This window comes from Paenibacillus sp. FSL M7-1455, assembly GCF_038004655.1.
In the GTDB taxonomy this organism is placed as follows: domain Bacteria; phylum Bacillota; class Bacilli; order Paenibacillales; family Paenibacillaceae; genus Paenibacillus_AQ; species Paenibacillus_AQ cookii.
The window spans coordinates 3,990,872-4,004,703 of the sequence record NZ_JBBORO010000001.1 but is presented as its reverse complement, the minus strand read 5'-3'; the positions used below and the strand labels follow the sequence as shown (position 1 = coordinate 4,004,703).

14 protein-coding genes are annotated in these 13,832 nt (G+C 55.6%); 10 read left to right on the top strand and 4 right to left on the bottom strand.

Going from position 1 to position 13,832, the window contains the following annotated elements; translation table 11 throughout:
- Window positions 1–32 precede the first annotated feature (32 nt).
- Together NYE48_RS18505 and NYE48_RS18500 are read left to right on the top strand one after the other, a co-directional pair.
- A complete protein-coding gene (locus tag NYE48_RS18505; RefSeq protein ID WP_036707782.1) occupies window positions 33–278 on the top strand; it encodes an HPr family phosphocarrier protein in 246 nt (81 codons plus the stop codon).
- A gap of 230 nt (window positions 279–508) precedes the next feature.
- Window positions 509–802: a YlaN family protein gene (locus NYE48_RS18500; RefSeq protein ID WP_036707656.1), complete on the top strand. Its 294-nt coding sequence runs from the start codon at window positions 509–511 to the stop codon at window positions 800–802.
- 85 nt (window positions 803–887) lie between these two features.
- On the opposite strand, the gene cax is transcribed toward NYE48_RS18500, so the two are convergent.
- On the bottom strand, window positions 888–1,952 hold the full coding sequence (gene cax / locus NYE48_RS18495; protein WP_340999662.1) for a calcium/proton exchanger: 1,065 nt from the start codon (window positions 1,950–1,952) through the stop codon (window positions 888–890).
- A 148-nt stretch (window positions 1,953–2,100) separates the two neighbouring features.
- On the opposite strand from cax, the gene NYE48_RS18490 reads away from it, so the two are divergent.
- Window positions 2,101–2,487 (top strand): Asp23/Gls24 family envelope stress response protein, encoded by a 387-nt coding sequence (locus NYE48_RS18490; RefSeq protein ID WP_212947071.1) that lies wholly within the window; start codon window positions 2,101–2,103, stop codon window positions 2,485–2,487.
- Between the two features lie 57 nt (window positions 2,488–2,544).
- Here the strand turns inward: NYE48_RS18490 and ftsW are convergent, their stop codons facing one another.
- Together ftsW and NYE48_RS18480 are read right to left on the bottom strand one after the other, a co-directional pair.
- Window positions 2,545–3,774 (bottom strand): putative lipid II flippase FtsW, encoded by a 1,230-nt coding sequence (gene ftsW, locus NYE48_RS18485; protein WP_212947069.1) that lies wholly within the window; start codon window positions 3,772–3,774, stop codon window positions 2,545–2,547.
- 12 nt (window positions 3,775–3,786) lie between these two features.
- Complete coding sequence (locus NYE48_RS18480; RefSeq protein ID WP_036707659.1) at window positions 3,787–4,134, bottom strand: YugN family protein; 348 nt, start codon at window positions 4,132–4,134, stop codon at window positions 3,787–3,789.
- 196 nt (window positions 4,135–4,330) lie between these two features.
- Between NYE48_RS18480 and NYE48_RS18475 the strand changes: the two genes are divergently transcribed.
- From NYE48_RS18475 to NYE48_RS18445, 7 genes are all read left to right on the top strand, one after another.
- The gene (locus NYE48_RS18475; protein WP_340999661.1) at window positions 4,331–5,506 is read left to right on the top strand and encodes a M20 family metallopeptidase; all 1,176 of its coding nucleotides are present in this window, start codon (window positions 4,331–4,333) and stop codon (window positions 5,504–5,506) included.
- Window positions 5,507–5,648: 142 nt separating this feature from the next.
- Window positions 5,649–7,337, top strand: coding sequence for a DNA repair helicase XPB (locus tag NYE48_RS18470; protein WP_340999660.1), 1,689 nt, complete (start codon window positions 5,649–5,651; stop codon window positions 7,335–7,337).
- On the top strand, window positions 7,334–9,220 hold the full coding sequence (locus NYE48_RS18465; protein ID WP_340999659.1) for a helicase-associated domain-containing protein: 1,887 nt from the start codon (window positions 7,334–7,336) through the stop codon (window positions 9,218–9,220). The genes NYE48_RS18470 and NYE48_RS18465 overlap by 4 nt, the downstream gene beginning before the upstream one ends.
- Window positions 9,221–9,317: 97 nt before the next feature.
- The gene (locus tag NYE48_RS18460) at window positions 9,318–9,758 is read left to right on the top strand and encodes a YlbF family regulator (protein ID WP_036707668.1); all 441 of its coding nucleotides are present in this window, start codon (window positions 9,318–9,320) and stop codon (window positions 9,756–9,758) included.
- Between the two features lie 35 nt (window positions 9,759–9,793).
- Window positions 9,794–10,057, top strand: a complete 264-nt coding sequence (locus tag NYE48_RS18455; protein WP_036707670.1) for a YlbG family protein — start codon at window positions 9,794–9,796, stop codon at window positions 10,055–10,057.
- A 358-nt stretch (window positions 10,058–10,415) separates the two neighbouring features.
- Complete coding sequence (locus tag NYE48_RS18450) at window positions 10,416–10,853, top strand: hypothetical protein (RefSeq protein WP_036707673.1); 438 nt, start codon at window positions 10,416–10,418, stop codon at window positions 10,851–10,853.
- 198 nt (window positions 10,854–11,051) lie between these two features.
- Entirely contained in the window at window positions 11,052–11,921 is an 870-nt protein-coding gene (locus NYE48_RS18445; protein WP_340999658.1) for a PHP domain-containing protein, read from the top strand.
- Between the two features lie 86 nt (window positions 11,922–12,007).
- Here the strand turns inward: NYE48_RS18445 and NYE48_RS18440 are convergent, their stop codons facing one another.
- Window positions 12,008–13,765 carry an Rqc2 family fibronectin-binding protein gene (locus NYE48_RS18440; protein ID WP_340999657.1) on the bottom strand — a complete coding sequence of 586 codons (1,758 nt, stop codon included), beginning with the start codon at window positions 13,763–13,765 and terminating at the stop codon, window positions 12,008–12,010.
- Window positions 13,766–13,832: the final 67 nt, after the last annotated feature.

The following is a 13,832-nucleotide window of genomic DNA, read 5'->3' as shown; positions in this document are numbered from 1 at the left end:
TACCTGATACCAAAAGCTACGGAGGGATCACAATGTCCAGTAATAACGCAGCTGTAGTGGAAATCGCCCAAACAGCGGGCAAGTTTACTTCTTCCATTGTGCTTCAGGCAGACAACAAGTACATTGATGTCAAAAGCATTCTGGGTTTGTTTACGACCCTTGTAAGCAATAAAGGCTATGAACTCCATGTTCATGGACCGGATGCGGATGAGGCGAAAGCGGCTATGAAAGAAGTATTCGCGAAACACGGCCTGAAAGTCGAAGTCGTAGAAGAATAATGATTCTAAAGAAAGCGTTCTGCCCATGCGGCAGGGCGCTTTTTTTAAGCGGTCTTTCACGAACATGCAAACCATTTTTCTCGATAATGCTTCGGATTAAAGCGGTCCGCCTTCGGCGAAGGTGCGCCGCTGGACGTTTTTATTACGATGTTCTTGTATTGGGCTCTGATTTCGTCTAATATTAAAGAAGAGAACAAGGGTGTGACTTTTGGACATAGGGGGGAAGATGCATGACTTCTTCTGAGCTGCAGGAACAGTTGAACATGAAAGCAATCAGTCTTCTACAAGAAGATGCAGATAAAATACAGAAGCTTATCGAAGTACAAATGGAGAATCTGGCAACCCGCTATTGCCCTCTCTATGAGGAAGTGCTGGACACCCAGATGTACGGATTTTCGAGAGAAGTCGACTTCGCGGTCAGAGCAGGGCTGCTCCCCGAGGCGGCAGGCAAACAGCTTGTCAGCCAGCTCGAACGCAATTTGGCGATCCTTTACGAGGCGCTGAACAACAAGAAGGCGGAATAAGCCGGTTCTTTTTTTTCAGGTCCAAAAACGTTAAAAAGCATGAACTCCTTGAACGGAGTCCATGCTTTTTTTGTGCGCCGGCACGTTACACCATAAAAAAGGAAACGCCGAGAATGACATAAACGACCAGCAGCAGCAAACCTTCGTACCAGTTGGTTTTGCCGTCCTGGATGATCGATTTGGCGATAAATACCGAGACCCCGATGGCCAGCAGTTCAATGACCGAAAATACGAGGTTCATGGTGTTGCCGAAGAAAAAGCTGGCAAACACGAGCACGGGCGCTACAAACAGGGCGATCTGCAGGCTGCTGCCCACGGCGATTTCGACGGCCGCGCCGATTTTGTTTTTCATGGCCAGCATAATCGCCGCGCTGTGTTCGGCAGCGTTCCCGATGATCGCGACAAGGAAGGCACCGACAAACAGCTCGCTCAGGCCGAATTTGCTCGTAAACGTCTCCAGCGTCCCGACAAGCCATTCGCTGACAAACGCGACCATGACGGTGGCGATAATCAGGTAAAGGATCGATCTGCCCTTGGACCACTCGGGTCCATGCTCATGCGGCAGCTCCTCGTTTTCCGTCACGTCGGCGAGGTAATCCTTATGCGTGATCATGGAAAAAATAAGCCAGAAAATGTACGCCACGATCAAAATGCCCGCCACGATCAGGCTCAGCGTCTTGGAATCGCTGGTCGTGATGGCATGCGTGTTCAGGAACACGGCCGGAACGAACAAAGAGATAACCGCCACGATCATCAGCGATCCGTTCATGCCGGCCAGCGAAACGTTGAAACTCTGGATCTTGAATTTCAAGCCGCCTGCAAAAATGCTTAATCCAAGCACCAGCAGCAGGTTGCCGATGATGGAACCGGTCAAGCTCGCCTTCACCATATCGAACAGCCCTTCTTTGACGAGAAAGATGGCGATGATCAGCTCGGCTGCGTTACCGAATGTTGCATTCAGAAAACCGCCCAAGCGCTGGCCGGCATAGTGGGCGACGCTTTCCGTCGCTTTCCCCAGGAAGCCTGCCACAAAGATGACGGAGATGGCTGCGAGAACGAACTGAATCGTCGAATCCCAGCCCCCGTAGTGGGCGACCCCGCTCAGGACGAAGAATGCAATCAGCAGAAAAGGGCTCAACCATTTTTTCAATTTTCGACACCTCGAGATATGTAGGATGAACATTCTTTCTCAATATACCCAAAACATGCTAAGTTGTAAACAAATCGGCGGTCCGATATTTGCTTTTGATTCCCGTAGGATTTACAATAATTGATAATGAGGCGAAGGAGGAAGGGGAATGACTGAACAACTTCAATTGGAGTCCGGAACGATCCGGATCGCAGATGATGTCGTATCGAAAATTGCCGGATTGGCTGCGCTCGAAACCCCTGGCATTGCCGCCATGTCGGGCGGATTGTCGGAAGGCTGGGCCAAGCGCCTGAGCGGCAAAAACGTGCAGAAAGGCGTTACCGTGGAGGTCGGGCAGCTCGAAGCCGCGATCGATTTGCGGATCATCGTTTTGTATGAAACCCCGATCCACGAGGTATGCCGCATGCTGCAGCAAAATGTCCGCACGGCGGTGGAGAGCATGACGGGACTGCGGGTCGTGGAAGTAAACGTCAAGGTCGAAGGCGTCGCCTTCAAGGACGATGAAATCGAGGACGTTTCGACGCGCGCGAAATAAAACAGCTAAACAGAGCCGCAGGGTGGCATCACCCCGGGTCGAACCGAAAAAAAGAGACTACACGGATCTCCGGTAGTCTCTTTTGATTTGCACGGACTTGACGACTTCCTGTTTGGCAGGCTGGTTCACCGATCGCGAAATGCTCAGCATGATTCCCATGGCAAACATCATGATCAGCAGGGAGCTGCCTCCGTAACTGATGAACGGAAGGGTAACCCCGGTCAAAGGGATGGTCTGCGACACCCCGCCGATGTTGACGAAGGCTTGGATGGCGAACAGCCCCATGACGCCGATGCCCACGAGCGTTCCGAAAGGATCGGGACACCTGAGCGCGATGATGATGCCCCGCCATAGAAAATAGACGTAGACCAGCAGGAACAGGCTTGTCCCGATAAAGCCGAATTCCTCCGCCATGACCGGAAAAATAAAGTCGTTGTACGGATTTTTGATGTAATTCAGCTTTTGGATGCTTTTGCCGAAGCCGGTGCCGGTCACTTGGCCGTTCCCGATCGCGGTCAAAGACTGAATCAGGTTATAACCCGTATCTTCGGGATCCTGGTAGGGATCGATCCAAGCCATGATCCGTCCCATCTTGTAATTGCTCGACTGCGTCTGCGGCGCATCGCTATGCGTGATCGATTTGATCAGGGAATTGGCGCCGAGCACGAGGCTCGCTCCCAGAACGACCAGGAGGAACGATCCGAGCATATGTTTCAGGCTGGCGCCTCCCGCATAAATGATGAGCGCGCTTGTCGCCACGAGGATCAGGGTGGAGCCCAGATCCGGCTGCATCATGATAAGCCCGGCCACGAAGCCGACGATGACCATGACGGGAATATAACCCGTCCGCAAATCCCTGAAGCGCTCTCCCTTTTTGACGATCAAAGCGGAAAGATACAGGATGATCGTAATTTTGGCGAGCTCCGTCGGCTGGATCCCGAGTCCGGCGATCTGCAGCCAGCTGCGGGCGCCGTTGATGCCGCTCGTAAAGGGCACGAGCACCAGCAATATCACGGTGAAGAAAAACATCGGCACGAACAGCTTTTTATATTTGGTGTAGTGGATGTTCATCGCCACAAACATGACAACGGTGCCCAGGAGGGCCCAAATGAACTGCTTTTTCGTGAAATAAAGCGGGTCATGATTGAATTTCTCGCTGGAAATGGTGAGGCTTGAACTGGCACTAAACACCATCACCAGCCCAAAACCGACCAACAGAAAAGTAAGGATTAGCAGCTGAAAATCCGGCGCCCCTCTTTTCCTCAGTTGGGGTTTCTCTTGAGTCATAAAGGGCCTGCCCTAAGCTTCCAGCGCAGCTTTGAATTGCTGGATTTTTTGGTTGGCGACGTTAAGAATTTTGGAAGGAATCGGCGTCTCGTATTCCAGCCCGTGGGGGAACGTCGCTTTTCCCATGTAAACGGCTTCGATTTCGAGCACGGCGTGCGGCTTTTCCAGCTTTCCTTCGACGGCGCGCGTGTTCATGCGCAGGAAATATTCCGAGTTCGTGTCTTTATCCTCGATTTTATAATCGTATGTAGCCCGGGTGTATTCCCATTGCCAGCGCACGAATCCCGTTTTTTCAGCTACTTCGTCCAAAAATGCCAGGTCGCTTTTCAGACCGACAAGTCCCGTATTTTCAAAAATCATCCTACAAAATCCTCCCTTTAATTGCCTGTAAAGTTCTTTACTCATGATATTATGTTTCAAGCGCTTGTGCAAGCTTTGTCGGCGCGCGGGACATACCCCGTCCGGCCGGTTTCTGCTACAATGGAAAAAAGGCATTGTGGCCGGAGAGCGGAAAACAATGCGGTAGACATTCATTTTGGCGAGAGGACGTGTGTACATGAAAGAAGAGGCAATACTGGACGCGCTGCAGCCGCAAATGGTGGAATGGAGGCGCTTTCTGCACCGAAACCCCGAGCTTTCGTACCATGAACGGAAAACGTCGCAGTTCGTGGCCGGCAAGCTGCGGGAGCTCGGGCTGGCCGTATCGACCGAGGTGGGCGGCGGTTACGGCGTCGTCGGCGTTTTGAAAGGCGGCAAGCCCGGCAAAACGGTGGTGCTCCGGGCCGACATGGACGCACTGCCGATCCAGGACGAAAAAACATGCGAGTATGCTTCGGGGGTAGCCGGCGTGATGCACGCATGCGGCCATGACGGCCACACGTCGACCCTGCTGGGCGTCGCTGCTTATTTCAGCCGGCGGCAAGCGGACGTTGAAGGGGAGATCCGCTTTATTTTCCAGCCGGCGGAAGAGGTTTGTCCGGGAGGCGCCCGCGGCATGATCGATGCCGGCGTTCTCGATGGGGTCGACGTGATTTACGGGGTCCATTTGTGGACGCCTTTTGCGGCCGGGACGGCGGCAAGCGCGCCGGGACCGCTCATGGCGGCGGCGGACGAATTTTTTATCGACATCACGGGCAAGGGCGGGCACGGAGGCATGCCGCACGTGACGGTCGACAGCGTCGTGGCGGGGGCGGCGGTCGTCATGCAGCTGCAAAGCATCGTCAGCCGGACGGTCGATCCGCTCAAGCCTGCGGTCGTGACGATCGGCACCATTCAGGGCGGCAGCGCGCAGAACGTCATTGCGGAATCCTGCCGCATTACGGGAACGGTCCGCACCTTCGACGAAGAGACGCGCCTGCTTATCCGCAAGCGGATTGAGGATATCGCCCGTTTGACGGCCGAAACCTACGGCGCCAAGGCAAACATCGAATATCTTATGGGATATCCGCCCCTAGTGAATGACGAGGAGGAAACCGGCCGTTTCTTCCGCGTGGCGCCGGGCGTGTTCGGAGAAGGGCAAGTCAGCGAGTGCGCCAAAATCATGCCTGCCGAGGATTTTTCGTATTACCTGGAGCGGGTTCCGGGGTGCTTCATGTTCGTGGGAGCGGGCAACGAAAGCCTTCAGGCGGTTTATCCGCATCATCATCCCCGGTTCGATTTCGACGAATCGGCGATGCTCGCCGCTGCCAAGCTGCTTGTATCGATGACGCAGTCCTATCAGGGCTGGGAATAAGCGGAGGCGGGTTCCGGCTTGAGGGCACCGCAAAATGCAAGAATAGCCTGGGGATCTTTGGGAAAACATAAAGGTATCCGAAAAACGAAGTTCACTTCCTGCGTTAGGAGGTGGACTTTTTCCATATGGAAAGGAGCCGAAGATGAACGATCTTAAAGCCTGCATCGTCCAGCGCGACCGGACGGTGCTGCTGGAATGCGCCCATCCCGGATTCGAGGCGGCTCGGGAGAAGCTTGCCCGGTTTGCGGAGCTTGTGAAAAGCCCCTCCGCTTTCCATACCTACAGAATTACGCCGCTATCCTTATGGAACGCGGCCGCTTTGGGCTGCACCGCCGAGGATATTGCCGCCGACCTGGAGTCAATTGCGCGGTGGGGGCTGCCGGCGGGACTGCTGCAGGAAATCCGCGGGCTCGTCTCAAGGTACGGCAAATTGATGCTGGAAAGGGAAGCGGACGGCGAAGGGGACGCGCTGTGCCTGACGGCTGCCGACAGCCGGCTTCTGGACGAAGCGATCGCGTCCCCGGCATTGTCGGAACTTATGCTCGACCGCATCTCGCCGGTCCAAGCCCGAATTTCGGCTGCCGCGAGGGGCCGCCTTAAACAGGAGCTGATGCGCTATGGGTTCCCCGTGCTGGATTTGGCGGGGTATCACGAAGGCCAAGCGCTGCGGCTTCAGTGGCAAAATGGCGGCGAAGGAAAGCCGTTTGCCCTTCGGAGCTATCAGACGGAAGCCGTTGAGGCGTTCGAAGGCGTAACGGGCAGCGGCGGCAGCGGCGTATTGGTCCTTCCCTGCGGGGCGGGCAAGACCATCATCGGCATCGCCGCGCTTGAAAGACAGCAGTGCGAATGCCTCATCCTGACGTCGAACACCACTTCCGTCGAACAGTGGATTCGCGAATTAACCGAAAAGACGACGCTGAAGCCGGATCAAGTGGGCCAATATACCGGCGAACGGAAGGAAGTGAAGCCGGTTACCGTCGCCACGTACCAAATTTTGACCCACAGGCGTTCCAAGGAAGGCGAATTCGAGCATATGAAGCTGTTTAACGAGCGGAACTGGGGGCTCATCATATACGATGAAGTCCATTTGCTGCCGGCCCCGGTGTTCCGTGCGACGGCGGAGATCCAAGCCACGCGCAGGCTGGGGCTGACGGCGACGTTGGTCAGGGAGGACGGATGCGAACAGGACGTCTTTTCGCTCATCGGTCCCAAACGGTACGAAATGCCGTGGAAAGAACTCGAGGCCAAAGGTTGGATCGCCCGGGTCGAATGCAGCGAAATCCGCGTTCCGATGGATGCCGCGCTTCGGGAAAAGCATGCTTACGCCGAAGGCAAAGAGAAATTCAGGCTTGCCGCGGAGAACCCCGGCAAAACGGCCATCGTCGCCGATCTGCTGAAGAGGCATCCGCAAGGGGGCGTTTTGGTGATCGGGCAATATCTGGACCAGCTGCAAGCGCTCGCCGCCGCGATCGGCGCGCCGTTCATCAGCGGCAGGACGCCGCAGCGCCAGCGGACGGCCTTGTTTGCTTCGTTCCGGAAGGGGGACACGCCCGTGCTCGTCGTGTCCAAGGTTGCGAATTTCGCCGTAGACCTTCCGGACGCATCGGTCGCGATCGAAGTGTCGGGGAGCTTCGGATCAAGGCAGGAGGAGGCGCAGCGGCTAGGACGGATTTTGCGTCCGAAAGCCGGGGACAACCGGGCGTATTTCTATACGCTCGTGACCGAAAACAGCAAGGAAGAGGAGTTTGCCGTCAAACGCCAAATGTTCCTCGTCGAGCAGGGGTATGAATATGCGGTCCATTCCGCAAGGGAGGTGCGTTCGGGAACATGAGCATCAACGATTCGTCCGAATGGAATGAATGGCCCAGCCAGCTCGCCGAATGCGAGGCCGAGCTGTTAAAGGGGCTGGCCGGCCGTTTTGCGGGTCAGCCGTTCGGCGAGCCGGCATGGGAGGAAATCGGCGGCATGGCCCGCAGCGGGGCGGAGCTGAAGCTGTCGTTTCTCCGCCTCCGGAAACGCGGATGGGTCCACGCCGTCAAAAAAGCTTGGGGCGAACGGCTGTATTACATTCCGGCGGAAAAGCTGATCCGGCTGCTGCCGGCCTTGTATGCCCCGCCATGCGTGAGCGCCGCCGCATCAGGGCTTAACATCCGGCGGGAAGCGGGCCCCGGCCTCGCGCTGGACCTGCTGCATGCGCTGGCCTACGTCGCGGACCAGGGGCTTCCGCTGACCGCCAAAGGGACGGTGCACAAAAAAAGCTTGCAGAAGCTGCAGGAGCCGCTTTTTTTAAGCCATGAACACGTAAGGCGGCTCTCCCTGCAGTATGCGCATCAGGATGCGTACGAACCGGCCATTGCCGTCGTGCTTGACCTGCTGTTATGCATGGGATTCATAACGGATAGGGACGGAGCATTCCGGCTTGATGAGCAACGCCTTGGCGAATGGCTCAGCTTGTCGGAGCATGAAATGAACCGCATTCTGCTTCGAACCGCGATCGAGCGGTACGGGCCAAACGATGCCGGCATGCAGCTGTTCCGGTATTTCATTTGCCTCCTTGCGGGACCCGAACGGGAATGGATCGACGTTCCGGCGCTGCTGCGGTGGATGGAAGGCGAAGGGATGCTGAATGCGGCGGATGCAGCCGGCCAAGCGGAAGCTTGGCTTTGCGCCCTTGCCGGATTCGGCTGGGGAGACGTGGCGGAGGCGGATAACGGAGATTGCGCATTCCGGTGGACCGTCGATTCCCGGCGTTTGCTGTTTGAGGACGGCGGAGAAAACGGGGAGGACGACGCGCGTTTTTACGTCCAGCCGGATTTTGACGTCATATGCCCTCCAGGCGTCCCGTTTTATCTGCGCTGGAAGCTGCTGGCCTGTACCGAATTGGTGCAATGCGACCGGGTGTCCGTGTACAAACTGACGCGGGCGGGTACGGCCAAAGCGGCAGAAAAGGGGTTCGGGGCGCCTCAAATATTAAGCATGCTGGCCCAAGGCTCCGCCGCCGAAATTCCGGCGCATGTCGCGGCAGCGGTGGAGCAGTGGGGCAAGGAAATCGGCCGGACCCGGTTCGACGAGGCGCTTCTGCTGACCTGCCTGACCGAGGAGGAAGCCGACCGCATCGCCGCGCATCCCCGGCTCGAAGGCGAGCTGACGCGGATCGGGCCTAAACACTTTATGGTCACAACCTCCGAAACGGGCAAAATACGCCGCATGTTGGAAGGCATGGTGCTGGCTCCGCTTAAAAGGGTCGGCAACGGCGACGGTAAGCCCCCCGCGTATCCGCTGATCGGCGATGAACCGAAGCCGGAAGCCCGGGAGCGGTTGATGCCGGGTCGTTATTACGAGGCACAAGGCCTCGTCTATTCCGGCCGCAACGTCCGATTTTTCGATCCGGATCACGACATTCCCGAGCCGGTTTCCTTGTTTCCGGGATATGAGCGGCTTCCGGCAAGATGGCTTCAAGATTTCCGGAGCTACCACAGCTCCACCGCGCAAAGCATCGTCGAGCAGGCTCAAAGCTGGCAAACCCGGGTTTTGCTTAATCTGGGGGGGAAGCGTGCGGAATTCGCTCCGACGGCGGTATATTCGGCTCCCTGGAGGGCGGAGGGCGTTTTGCACGATTTGGAAACCGGGACGTTCGAGCGGCGCGAGCTTGCGGCCGAAGACCTGGGAGAGCTGCGACTGATCGTTCCCCAGCTCGACGGGGAGACGACGTAGGGCCGAAATCCCTCTTCTTAAGGAAGACGGGTTATGATATGATAGAAGAGTCCACTTGACGACAAGTGGAACTTTTAAGGAATTGGGATGAATTTTCATGAGCGTATCAGAAGTGCAGACAATGGACATGGCTGCCGTACTGATGAACGCCTATGAATTAGGCGATATGATCAATCAGTCCGTCGAGGTGTCTGATTATTTATATTGGAAGCAGCGCGTTGACAGCAATCCTGAAATCCAGGAGCTGGTCCGCCTGCTTGCGAAGAAGAAAGAGCTCTTCGAGGAAACCCAGCGTTTCGGACACTTCCATCCGAACTACCACAGCGCGAAGGATGAGGTGAAGGCCGTCGAGGAACAGCTGGATCAGTTTGAGGAAGTCGTACGCTTTAAGCAAGCGGAAAAGGAGCTCGACGATCTGCTTCACCAGATGTCCGAAATGATTGCGTTTTCCGTATCGGACACGATTAAGGTGCCAAGCAACGATCCGCTTCCGAAACGCGGCTGCGGCGGCGGGGGCAAATGCGGCTGCGGCGGTTAAGCTGTAGACAGGGAACATAAGCGAGGTGGGAAAAGATGTTTGCAGAACGGACAGGTTATATTATATGGGTGACGGATGTCAAGGCGGCCAGAAATCTTGAAAAGTATGGAACCGTTCATTATATTTCGAGGCGCATGCATTATGTGGTGATGTACGTCAACGCGGATCGGGCCGAAGAAACGGCCAAAAACATTCGCAGGCTTTCCTATGTGCGAAAGATTGAGCGCTCCTACCGCAACGAGATCAAAACGGAATATACGAAAGACGTTCCCGACAAAACGAGATTTTATGGCCTATAATATCGAAAGGGGCCCGTTCTTTCAGCGGGGATGACCCCGGTTTCCCATCGAACATAAGACGTTTTTTCGCAAAAGCAGCCTAACGGCTAGCAGCCTAACGGCTGCTTTTTTTTATTCCGCGCTTCGGAAAGCAGCTTCTACGGGGAGGTCCCGGGCGTTCGAACGTTTCGAACGGGATGGGAGCGGTTTGCGGCCTTCGAGGCATGCCTTGTTGCAAGCTGCGGATATTTAGTCGGAGAGCCATCTGGAATTCTATTAATTTTAAGACTTTTTTACTTGTGCAACCAGATGTTGTGATGTAATATAATAGGTAAATATATCTAGACTGAAAGTCCTATGTGGTGGAGAGTGATGTTCCATGCGCGACAGAGGAATGGAAAGGTGGAGCACCTATGAACCATTCTACGTTGTCCTGGGCGATAAAAAGGTTGCTGACATCGTCATAACCAATCATGCAAAAACGAGATATAACGACCGCATCGAGCGCGGGGATCACCAAACGGACGACATTGCGGCATGGATGTGGGAATGCCTGAAACAAAGCCGGATGCTCCCCTATTACCGGAATGAACAGGACGTTTATCTGATTGACGAGGATTTGGTCGTCGTTGCGGAATTTACCGAACTCGAAGGCGAATTTGACATCAGCGGCAATCCTTTGCATAAAATGATCGTGGTTACGTTTTTGGGACGGATGTCCGAAACGATCGAATTAAGAGATTTGAAGTCCTATTATTCCTGGCTGCGCCATTCCCGAAGAATGACGCTCATCAAAAACACCCGAAAACGCAGATAGATTATTTACATAACGGCTGTATGGCAGGCATGGGTCCGACTTTTTCGGATGCATGCCTTTTTTACGGTTAGGCTCGCGAATCCTTGCTTATATTAAGGAAGTTTCCCGTCGCGCAAGATCCGTTTGCGGTTGATTTGGCGGCAGCTCCCCGAATCCTTTACAATAAATACAAGACAAAACGATGTGGAGGAATGCTCAATGACTGTTGCAACGGGAACATGCGACCTGCATACGCACACGCTGGCGTCGGACGGCATGCAGAGCCCCGCGGAAAACGTCCGGCTTGCCCGGGATAAGGGGCTTGCGGCGATCGCCATCACCGATCACGATACGGTCGCGGGCGTGAAGGAGGCGATGGAAGAAGGCGTCCGCAGCGGCGTCACCGTCGTCCCCGGCGTCGAAATCAGCACCCGCGCAAGCGGAAAAGACATTCATGTGCTCGGGTATTACGTCGATTGCGGAAATGAACTTTTTCTGCAGCGGTTGGCCGACCTGCGGAATACGCGGGACGAACGCAACGCGAAAATGATCGCGAAGCTGCGTGAGCTGGGCGTGGACATTACGATGGAAGAGGTCATCGCCGGGCTCGGGAGGGAACTGGGTCCCGATGAGACCGTTGCCCGCCCGCATATAGCGGACGTGCTGGTCGGCAAGGGATATGCCCGCGATATGCGGGATGCTTTTGACAAATATTTAGGGGAAAATGCCCCTGCGTACGTTTCGGTTCCGCGGATTTCGCCCGATGAAGCGTGTTCTTGGATCCGCGAAGCCGGAGGAACCCCGGTGCTTGCCCACCCGGGAATTTACGGCGACGATAGGCTGGTCAGGGAAATATTGGAACAGGCCCGGCCTGCGGGCATCGAGGTCTTTCATTCGGATCACGGGCCCGAGGACGAGAAACGCTATCAGGCCATGGCGGATCAATACGGGCTGATCGTGACGGCCGGCTCCGATTTCCATGGGGCAAGGCAGGGCGTCGTGTTCCACGGCGAGATCGGCAACCGGACGGTTTCGGCAAAGGTGCTTGAACAGCTCCGGCAAGCGACCGCAGGTTTCGGGTTACGTTAATAGAGGCTCATCACGGAAAAAAGCTGCGCGTTTCTGCTTGGGAAAGCAGGAGCGGCAGCTTTTTTAACGGGTTCCGGCATTCGTGATTATTTCAGCGCGTTGGCGAGACTTTTGATCCGTTCCTCATCCGGCGTGATGACCAGCGTTTTTTGATGGTCGTAGATGACGAATCCGGGTTTGGCCCCGTTTGGCTTGTGGACGTGACGGATCAGGGTGTAATCGACGGGAACGCTGCTGGATTCTTTCGCCTGGCTGTAATAAGCCGCAAGCATGGCCGCCTCCTCGAGCGTCCGGTCGCCGAATTCGCTGCTGCGGATCACGACATGGGAACCGGGAATGTCTTTCGTATGCAGCCAGGTATCCCCCGAGGCGGCCAGCTTGTTGGTCAAATATTCGTTTTGCAGGTTGTTTTTGCCGACGTAAATTTCGACGCCTTCGGACGAGGTGAACACATGCAGCGTCGGACGGTCGTTTTTTTTCTTTTTCTTCGTCTTTTTGCTGCGGTCGCGGAGGTAGCCCTGCTGGATCAGCTCCTCGCGGATTTCGTCGATGTCGCTCATGGACGCGTAGGACAGCTGCTGCAGCAGCTCGTCCATGTAGCGGATTTCTTCCTTCGTTTTCTCCAGCTGCTCTTGAATGACGACGAGGCTGTTTTTGTATTTGTTGTATTTTTTGAAATACCGCTGGGCGTTGTCCGACGGCGTCAGCAGCGGATCGAGCGGGATGGAGACCGTCTTTTGCTCCTCATCGTAAAAATTGACGAGTTCGGCCGTTTTGTCGCCTTTTTGGATCGTATGCAGCGAAGCGAACAGCAGCTCTCCATAAATCCGGTACCGGTCGGCATCGTCCGCCTCGGCCAGATCCTTGTGCAGGTGGTCGAGTTTTTTGATGTTTTTGGAACGTTCGTTTTGCAGGAAACGAAGCAGGTCGCTCACCTTTTGCTTGACCGTGTCCCGCTCGGCTTTTTCCCCGAAATAATCCTCCATGCAGGCGCTGATCGAGTCGTAATGTTTGATCTCGTCCGCAAGCAGCGTCAGGTTGACGGCGGAAAACACCATTTTGCCTTTGGCGTTCGCTCCGGAGACCGGCTTGTATTCGTGTTTTCGGACAGGTTCCATCACGGAGGTGAAAGCATCCCATAAAGCGGCGCACCGCTCATACGTTTCGTCCTCGCCCGCTTGAGGGTCAAATACGGCCCCTGTCCCGGCGCGGTGCGCGATTTCCTGGGCGACCAGAGGACTCACCCCGCTGAACGTATCGACGATCCAGGCAACGGGGTCCTGGGCGCCGGAGCATTTGACGAAAAATTCTTTGCGGTCCGCTGCCAGCGGGTCGAGCTTATGTTGCTGCGGCGGTTCGGTGTAGGCAAACCCCGGCATGACGATCCGGTAGCTGCTGATGCTGGGCGTGACGTGATGAATGCCGTCGAGGATGGTTTCGCTCGAATGGTCGGTCAAAATGATGTTGCTGTGGCGTCCCATCAGCTCGACGACGATTTTTTTGGTGGATACGTCCCCGAGCTCGTCGCGCTGGCGGACCGTCAAATGGATGATCCGCTCCATGCCGACCTGGCTGATGTCTTCGATGATCCCGCCCTCGCAATGTTTGCGCATGAGCATGCAGAACATCGGCGCTTCCTGCGGATTCATGAAGCTCCGCTCCGTGAAGTGCACCCGCGGATACGTCGGATTCGCCGACAGCAGCAGCTTGGCGTTGCCCTCGCGCGTGCGCAGGTGCAGCAGAAGATCGTGGTCTCCGGGCTGGTATATTTTGCTGATGCGGGCTCCCCGGCATTTTTCCAGCTCATGCACGATCGCCCTTGTTACGATTCCGTCCAATGACATGTTTTATATTCTCCCATCTATCATTTATGTAAGTCGTTGGCTTGATTGCGGTCGATTGATCCGGATT

Coding starts and splice junctions, on each gene's coding strand:
- NYE48_RS18450 (WP_036707673.1), top strand. CDS start 10,416: ATGCGCGACAGAGGAATGGAAAGGTGGAGCACCTATGAACCATTCTAC.
- NYE48_RS18490 (WP_212947071.1), top strand. CDS start 2,101: ATGACTGAACAACTTCAATTGGAGTCCGGAACGATCCGGATCGCAGAT.
- NYE48_RS18445 (WP_340999658.1), top strand. CDS start 11,052: ATGACTGTTGCAACGGGAACATGCGACCTGCATACGCACACGCTGGCG.
- NYE48_RS18440 (WP_340999657.1), bottom strand. CDS start 13,765: ATGTCATTGGACGGAATCGTAACAAGGGCGATCGTGCATGAGCTGGAA.
- NYE48_RS18470 (WP_340999660.1), top strand. CDS start 5,649: ATGAACGATCTTAAAGCCTGCATCGTCCAGCGCGACCGGACGGTGCTG.
- ftsW (WP_212947069.1), bottom strand. CDS start 3,774: ATGACTCAAGAGAAACCCCAACTGAGGAAAAGAGGGGCGCCGGATTTT.
- NYE48_RS18475 (WP_340999661.1), top strand. CDS start 4,331: ATGAAAGAAGAGGCAATACTGGACGCGCTGCAGCCGCAAATGGTGGAA.
- NYE48_RS18480 (WP_036707659.1), bottom strand. CDS start 4,134: ATGATTTTTGAAAATACGGGACTTGTCGGTCTGAAAAGCGACCTGGCA.
- NYE48_RS18500 (WP_036707656.1), top strand. CDS start 509: ATGACTTCTTCTGAGCTGCAGGAACAGTTGAACATGAAAGCAATCAGT.
- NYE48_RS18465 (WP_340999659.1), top strand. CDS start 7,334: ATGAGCATCAACGATTCGTCCGAATGGAATGAATGGCCCAGCCAGCTC.
- NYE48_RS18455 (WP_036707670.1), top strand. CDS start 9,794: ATGTTTGCAGAACGGACAGGTTATATTATATGGGTGACGGATGTCAAG.
- NYE48_RS18460 (WP_036707668.1), top strand. CDS start 9,318: ATGAGCGTATCAGAAGTGCAGACAATGGACATGGCTGCCGTACTGATG.
- NYE48_RS18505 (WP_036707782.1), top strand. CDS start 33: ATGTCCAGTAATAACGCAGCTGTAGTGGAAATCGCCCAAACAGCGGGC.